10 protein-coding genes (1 of these 10 only partly in view) are annotated in these 6,543 nt (G+C 48.5%); 3 read left to right on the top strand and 7 right to left on the bottom strand.

The genetic code is table 11. From position 1 onward, the window contains the following. Positions 1-324 carry the 5' portion of an RNA polymerase sigma factor gene (locus P3339_RS00985; protein WP_282952152.1) on the bottom strand. Its footprint begins 48 nt before the window's first position, so 324 of the gene's 372 nt are visible here — the first part of the coding sequence; it begins with the start codon at positions 322-324; the stop codon falls past the left edge of the window. Beyond that, complete coding sequence (locus P3339_RS23255; RefSeq protein ID WP_353056872.1) at positions 246-455, bottom strand: sigma factor; 210 nt, start codon at positions 453-455, stop codon at positions 246-248. The genes P3339_RS00985 and P3339_RS23255 overlap by 79 nt, the downstream gene beginning before the upstream one ends. A gap of 177 nt (positions 456-632) precedes the next feature. On the opposite strand from P3339_RS23255, the gene P3339_RS00980 reads away from it, so the two are divergent. From P3339_RS00980 to P3339_RS00970, 3 genes are all read left to right on the top strand, one after another. Beyond that, positions 633-1,073 carry a MarR family winged helix-turn-helix transcriptional regulator gene (locus P3339_RS00980; RefSeq protein ID WP_282952151.1) on the top strand — a complete coding sequence of 147 codons (441 nt, stop codon included), beginning with the start codon at positions 633-635 and terminating at the stop codon, positions 1,071-1,073. 185 nt (positions 1,074-1,258) lie between these two features. Then, entirely contained in the window at positions 1,259-1,681 is a 423-nt protein-coding gene (locus tag P3339_RS00975) for an organic hydroperoxide resistance protein (RefSeq protein ID WP_282952150.1), read from the top strand. A 37-nt stretch (positions 1,682-1,718) separates the two neighbouring features. Beyond that, a complete protein-coding gene (locus P3339_RS00970; RefSeq protein WP_282952149.1) occupies positions 1,719-2,738 on the top strand; it encodes an alpha/beta hydrolase in 1,020 nt (339 codons plus the stop codon). A 49-nt stretch (positions 2,739-2,787) separates the two neighbouring features. Here the strand turns inward: P3339_RS00970 and P3339_RS00965 are convergent, their stop codons facing one another. From P3339_RS00965 to P3339_RS00945, 5 genes are all read right to left on the bottom strand, one after another. Then, on the bottom strand, positions 2,788-3,189 hold the full coding sequence (locus P3339_RS00965) for a RidA family protein (protein WP_020414095.1): 402 nt from the start codon (positions 3,187-3,189) through the stop codon (positions 2,788-2,790). 107 nt (positions 3,190-3,296) lie between these two features. After that, a complete protein-coding gene (locus P3339_RS00960; RefSeq protein WP_282952148.1) occupies positions 3,297-4,181 on the bottom strand; it encodes a LysR family transcriptional regulator in 885 nt (294 codons plus the stop codon). A 282-nt stretch (positions 4,182-4,463) separates the two neighbouring features. Next, positions 4,464-5,291, bottom strand: a complete 828-nt coding sequence (hutG, locus tag P3339_RS00955) for a formimidoylglutamase (protein ID WP_282952147.1) — start codon at positions 5,289-5,291, stop codon at positions 4,464-4,466. Then, the gene (gene hutI, locus P3339_RS00950) at positions 5,275-6,213 is read right to left on the bottom strand and encodes an imidazolonepropionase (RefSeq protein WP_282952146.1); all 939 of its coding nucleotides are present in this window, start codon (positions 6,211-6,213) and stop codon (positions 5,275-5,277) included. Before hutI ends, hutG begins: the two co-directional genes overlap by 17 nt. Further along, positions 6,111-6,503: an amidohydrolase family protein gene (locus P3339_RS00945; protein ID WP_282952145.1), complete on the bottom strand. Its 393-nt coding sequence runs from the start codon at positions 6,501-6,503 to the stop codon at positions 6,111-6,113. The genes hutI and P3339_RS00945 overlap by 103 nt, the downstream gene beginning before the upstream one ends. Positions 6,504-6,543 lie beyond the last annotated feature (40 nt).

Below are 6,543 nucleotides of genomic sequence, written 5' to 3'. Positions count from 1 at the left end.
GTTTAGCCGTACCGCAATATTGGATTCACCGATACCAAGCACCTCAGAAATTTCTGCATAGCTCAACCCCTCCAGACGAAGAATCAATGTTTGTCGTAGTCCCAAGGGTAACCGTTGCACGGCACGAACCAAGCGATCCGACTTTTGCTCAGCAGCCAAACGCTCAGCGGGGCCAGGCTGATGATCCTCTAACTCCAGTAATTCCTCTCCACAACTATTCTGCGGTTTTCGCCTGGCTATCTCTGTTACACAGCGATTCTGCGCAATGCGATATACAAACGTCTTAAGGCTGGCATCCCCCGGAATGCGGGCAGAGCTCGCCATAATCCCAGCCAGATCTCCTGTAGTAGATCATCATGCTCAGCCCTGGAATGTACATAACTATGTACCACCCGAGAAATACCTTCAGCATATTCCTCTATTGCTTGTTGAAATAATTGATCCCGCGATTCCACCGGCTACTCCATCATCTATGTAAGATACTGTACCGGCGGCATCAAAAACCTTACAAAATGTTTTCAATATTTTTTGGGCTTACCTCTATCACTATTTCCGGAATAATGGATAGAGCTATTAGCTACTCTATTGCGCTACACTGGCACAACATTGCCACCAGCAACTAGGGTGCGCCTATGGCGAAATCTATTAACAAAGACCAGAAACTCGATAACCAGCTCTGCTTTAGCCTCTATTCAGCATCTCTTGCGATGGGCAAGATGTATAAACCCCTGCTTGAAAAACTGGGGATTACCTATCCGCAATACTTATTGATGCTGGTTCTCTGGGAAGGAGATCAAATCACCGCTACGGAACTGAGTCAGCGCCTTGGGCAGGACAAGGGTGCCCTAACTCCAGTAATCAAGCGCCTGGAGAACCTCAAACTTATCAGCCGTCACCGCGACCCTGGGGATGAACGCAGGGTATTTATTGAGCTGACAACCAGCGGCAAGTCTATGCAAAAAGAGGCCGAGTCGATCCCAGAGAAGGTCTTACTGGCTTGCGGCCTTACCCGCCAATCTGCCAAGGTGCTTAGAGAGCAGATTGAAGTATTGCGCCAAAGCCTAAACCCATAAACCCCTTCGGCCCGTCAGGGGCCCCTTACTTCGTCTACCTTAGCAGTACCTATTGCCCTGATAGGCAAAAGTAATTATCGCAATAATAGTTATCGCAATAACATTTATTTGTGCCTCAGGTATGCCACTCACGGCCCCAAGGGCACTACCCCCGATTTTTATGACAAATTCATGAGGAGACGATTATGCAAACCCTATATAAAGCCGTAGCTACTGCCAACGGAGGCCGTGAAGGCCAAGCCAAATCTTCCGATGGCCACCTGAGCGTAAAACTGTCCATGCCGAAGGAATTAGGCGGCTCTGGCGGCGAAGGGACCAACCCGGAGCAACTGTTTGCAGCCGGCTACTCAGCCTGCTTTATTGGTGCGATCAAATTCGTTGCCGGCAAGCAAAAGGTAAACATATCCGATGAGACTACTGTGCGTGCGGAAGTTGGTATCGGCCCACAAGGCAATGGATTTGGCCTGGATATTGACCTCTATATCAATATTCCCGGGCTCGATCAGGCTACAGCTGAAAAAATTGCAAACACAGCTCACGAAGAAGTTTGCCCTTACTCCAATGCAACCCGCGGCAACGTCGATGTGCGCCTGCATATATCTGTTTGACAAGTTGCAGTAGCGAACTCTTCAGAAGGTGTTAGTAATGACAAAGCTTAGTATTGCAAAGCTTGCGGTCCCTCTTCTCTTTACTATTGGTGGTATCTCAGCTTTCGCCACCATTTCTCCTGGTGTGGAGCAAAATACGCAGAAATTCCTTAATGCACTGGCCCAAGGTGGTGGCAAGCCCATTGAGCAAATGTCTCCAAGAGATGCCCGCGCTGTTCTTGTAGGTGCACAGCAGGGCGCAACACTCCCACCGGCAGATGTCTCCCATAGAATTATTCATGTGAATGGTGAGAAAATTCGCTTAACCGTGGTTAAACCCAAAAACATCAAGGGCGAGCTACCTGTGTTTATGTATTTCCATGGTGGCGGATGGGTTCTGGGTGATTACCCCACGCATGAACGCCTGATTCGTGATCTGGTAAACCGATCAGGCGCTGCAGCAGTTTATGTTGATTACTCGCCCTCCCCGGAAGCAAAATATCCAACTGCTATTCATCAAGCTTATGCGGCGACTCAGTGGGTAGCAGATCATGGCAAGGAAATCGGAGTTGATGGATCACGTCTTGCGGTAGCTGGCAATAGCGTAGGTGGTAATATGGCAGCCGTCGTTTCCTTAATGGCTAAAAACAAGGGAACTCCGAAGCTCCGATTCCAGCTATTGTTATGGCCAGTTACGGATGCGAACTTTAATAATCAGTCTTACGAGGCGTTCGCTACAGATCACTTCCTGACTAAAAATATGATGGAGTGGTTCTGGGATAGCTACACGACTGACCCGAAGCAACGCGCTGAAATTTATGCATCGCCCCTGCGTGCCAGCATTCAGCAGTTACGCGGGTTACCACCCGCAATGGTTCAAACTGCAGAAATGGATGTACTTCGGGATGAAGGAGAGGCCTATGCCCGAAAGCTGAATGAAGCAGGCGTAACTGTCACTGCTGTCCGCTACAATGGCATGATTCACGACTACGGTCTGTTGAATGTGTTGAGTGATATCCCTGCAGTACAGGATTCTTTGGATCAGGCCGGTGCTCAATTAAGGGACCATCTAAAATAAGGCCGGAACAGATAAAAGTAGCCTCCCAAAGAGGCTACTTTTTATGATCTTAAGATGATATACGCGCTAAAGCTTCTATTTCGACCAAAGTATCCGGTGACGCCAATGATGCAACACCGATCCCAGTGATCGCCGGACGGGCTGTGCCCAAATATTTTGTCAGTATCGGTACAATCTTAGGCATATGCTCACTGAGCTCCCCTCTGATATAAACACGCAGCTGCAGCAGATTATTCACTGACGAATCTCCCTCAGTTAACACCGCTAATAGATTTTCAAATGCACTTTCTGCTTGGGCTTCAATATCTTTATTAACCACTTCATAGTCGGTATTCCAATCCACCTGACCGGAGATAAATATAAGGCCACTGATAACGTCCACTTTACCTTGAGACAGGCCAAAGGGCGCACCATCATATAGTGATTCAGGATTGATATTTAAAATATTCATAAATAAAACTCTGTAACCCGAAAAAAAGTACAGAGCAATACTAGGACTATGGACTTATCAAATCTATTGAGCCAGGCTTGTTACGGATACAAGCAATCTACTATTGGTTAGCTCAAATAATTAACGGCTTTTTCCAGAACCCAACTGATCAGTGGGTCACTTTCAGCAGAGGGGTGAAACGCTGCGACGATTTCATAACCAGGAGGATATTTATCAAGGGGTATTTCATATAGTCCTTCACAAGGTAATAGGCGTGAAGGTATAAAACCCACCATATTGGTCTTCTTCAGATATTCCTTTGTTATAAAAAATGAAGGTGTAGAAATTGCAACATTTCTTTTTAAACCTTGCTTTTCAAGCCATCCATCAGCAGAACCGCGAAAACTGCCCACTCCAGGTGATGTGACGACAAAGTCGTAGTCCATTAGTTTTCTTATAGGTAGATAGTTTTCAAAGCTAATTTCCCTATTTGAAGATATACATAGGTATCTTTCTGTAGCCAGAGGTCGGGCAATCAATCCACTCGGAACGTACCCTTCAGAGGTGAAGGCAAGGTCAATCTCCCCCTGATGCATTTTTTGAGTAAGTGTCGTACTTTCAATATTTTTAATGATTACTTTTATTTTAGGCGCATACTCTCTGAGATCAGCAACTAACTCACCAGTGACAAGAGTTTGTGCATAATCCGTTGCAGATATAACCAGCGTTCTTTCTGATTTGGTGAAGTCGATTGAGTCCGGCGCCGGCATCTCATTAAGCAATATTAGAATTTCACAGATTTTTGGTTCAATCAACTTTGCATAGCTGGTTGGTACCATGCCGTGCCCCGAGCGCACGAACAGAGCATCGCCGAGCATTGTTCGAATTTTCTTTAACTGTAGGCTAACAGCCTGCTGTGAAATATCTAAATTTTCGGCAACCAGGGATAAGTTTCTATACTTAAACAACGTATCCAGTAATTTGAGGTGCGAGATTTCCAGACTCTTAATCATATAAACGGTTCTAGGCACATCCTAGTTGGAATAAATTGTTAGGAGTTTATGAAAAATTCCAGCTCTGTCTTATAAATTCAATTTCTACTTTAAGAGCACCAGTAGGCAAATTGTAACTATCCAGGGAGCTTTCTCATTACGGCAGGCCCTAGCACCTTAGAGCAGCCATGCGGTTAACAATTTGAAATCCTAGCCGGGCGGCAGTGCGAGCAGCATGATCTTCAATATCGAAATAAGGATTAAACTCAGCCATATCAGCAAGGCAAACTTTCTTGGAATCGATCACGGTATCAAGTAACACTTCCAACAAATCAAGTGACACCCCCGGCCAGAGGGGGCACTTACAGCAGGCATCACTGCAGCAGGCAGAACATCCAGACACACAGTGAGATAGACAAAATCTACTCTATCGGTAAACGCGCGAATTTGCCCCTTTACCTTATCCAGGTTCCAGCTACTGATTTCCCGATCGCGGATTACCTCAGCACCCAGCTCACCTGCCCGGTTATACAGCGCTGGTGTATTGGCGTTATCAGCCGCACCAACACACAGATAATTAAAAGGGCGACCATTGATCTGGCACTGTTCAGCAATCTGGTAAAACGGCGTACCCGATGACCCCTTTGGCGAGGGGATACGCAGGTCCAGATGCGCATCAAAATTAATAACCCCCAGGGTTTTGTCCCGCTGTTGTTCACGCATCCAGCGAGCGATACCTTGATAGCTGCCAAAAGCAATCTCATGACCACCACCCAAAACTAACGGGAAATGACCATTACCTAATAACTCATTTATCCGCGCCCCCAGTAGTGCCTGACCAGACTCCAAGTCCTCACGCTCAACACGAACATTGCCTGCATCATAGAGAGGCAATTCAAAAGTGGCAGGCAGGTTAGCCATTGCCAGGCGCAGGATACGTGGGCCTTTGGCGGCACCGATACGCCCTTTATTACGGCGAACACCCTCATCGGAGGCAAAACCGAGAATGGCGATCCCAGGAGGATTATCCAGCTGTAATGGTGTAACCCGTTGATGCCAACGCTCACCGGCGCGACCATCTTCGCTATCAGTGCGACCACTCCACAGGTGCATATCAGCCAGCTGTAACATCTCTACCTCCGAGAAAAATTTGCGCGGGCTTCAGCGCACCCACTTCATAAGCCAGCAGGTCTGGGGTATCCATCGGCCACAAAACCATATCAGCGCGTAGCCCCGGACGCAGCACGCCGCGAGAGCAACAAAGTCCCAACGCTCGTGCCGCTGATCGGGTCACACCGGCAAGTGCTTCGGCAGGAGTTAGACCAAATAAGTTACAACCCATATTCATCATCAAACGCAAAGAGGCGATTGGACAGCTGCCGGGGTTGAGGTCAGTGGACAGAGCCATGCACACTCCCGCCCCACGCAACTTTTCAACTGGTGGGACCTGGGTCTCATGCAGGGTATAAAAAGCACCTGGTAACAATACCGCCACGGTACCGCTTTCAGCCATAGCCAGTACATCGGCATCGCTGATGTATTCAATATGATCCACGGATAATGCGCCAGCCTTGGCAGCCATAGCCGTTGCGCCGGTACGAGCCAACTGTTCAGCATGTACCTTTACAGGTAAATCGAGTTTCTTTGCAGCATCAATTACCCGCTGGCATTGGTCCACGGAGAAACCGATAGTCTCGCAAAACATATCTACAGCATCTGCCAGCTGCTCTCGCGCCACCGCTGGTAGTATCTGCTCACAAATCAGGTCAATATATTCATCAGGGCGACCATCGTATTCCGGTGGCAGGGCATGAGCTGCCAGGCAGCTGGTCACTATATTTACCGGATTATGTTGGGCCAGGCGGCGGGCGGTTCGCAGTTGCTTTAGCTCGGTATCCAGGTCGAGGCCATAACCGGATTTGATTTCTACCGTAGTAACCCCTTCAGACATCAATGCATGAAGGCGCGGTTCAGATAGTCGATATAACTGCTCGGCACTGGCTGCACGGGTGGCGCGCACTGTAGAAATAATGCCACCACCGGAGCGGGCCACTTCTTCATAGCTCTCTCCCCCAGGCGGCGGGCAAACTCCCCGGCCCGATGACCGCCATAAACAAGGTGGGTATGGCAGTCGATTAGCCCTGGGGTCAACCACTGGCCCTCACCATCAATAACCTCGTCCGGGGTGCAGTCAGGTAATTCCCGGCGTGGTCCCAACCAGACAATCTTGCCGCCGGTTACCGCTACAGCAGCATCCTCCACAGCACCGTATGCACCCACTATCGAGGGGTCCATGGTGGCGGCATTCACATTCGTAATCAGTAGGTCACAGCGTTCTGTCATAAGCTTCTAGCGGCGCGCTTTTCCTTCTTAAACCATAGAT

The organism is Microbulbifer sp. MLAF003, from assembly GCF_030012965.1.
Taxonomy (GTDB): domain Bacteria; phylum Pseudomonadota; class Gammaproteobacteria; order Pseudomonadales; family Cellvibrionaceae; genus Microbulbifer; species Microbulbifer variabilis.
Note: the sequence above shows the minus strand (reverse complement) of the source record. Positions and strands in the feature narration are given on the sequence as shown.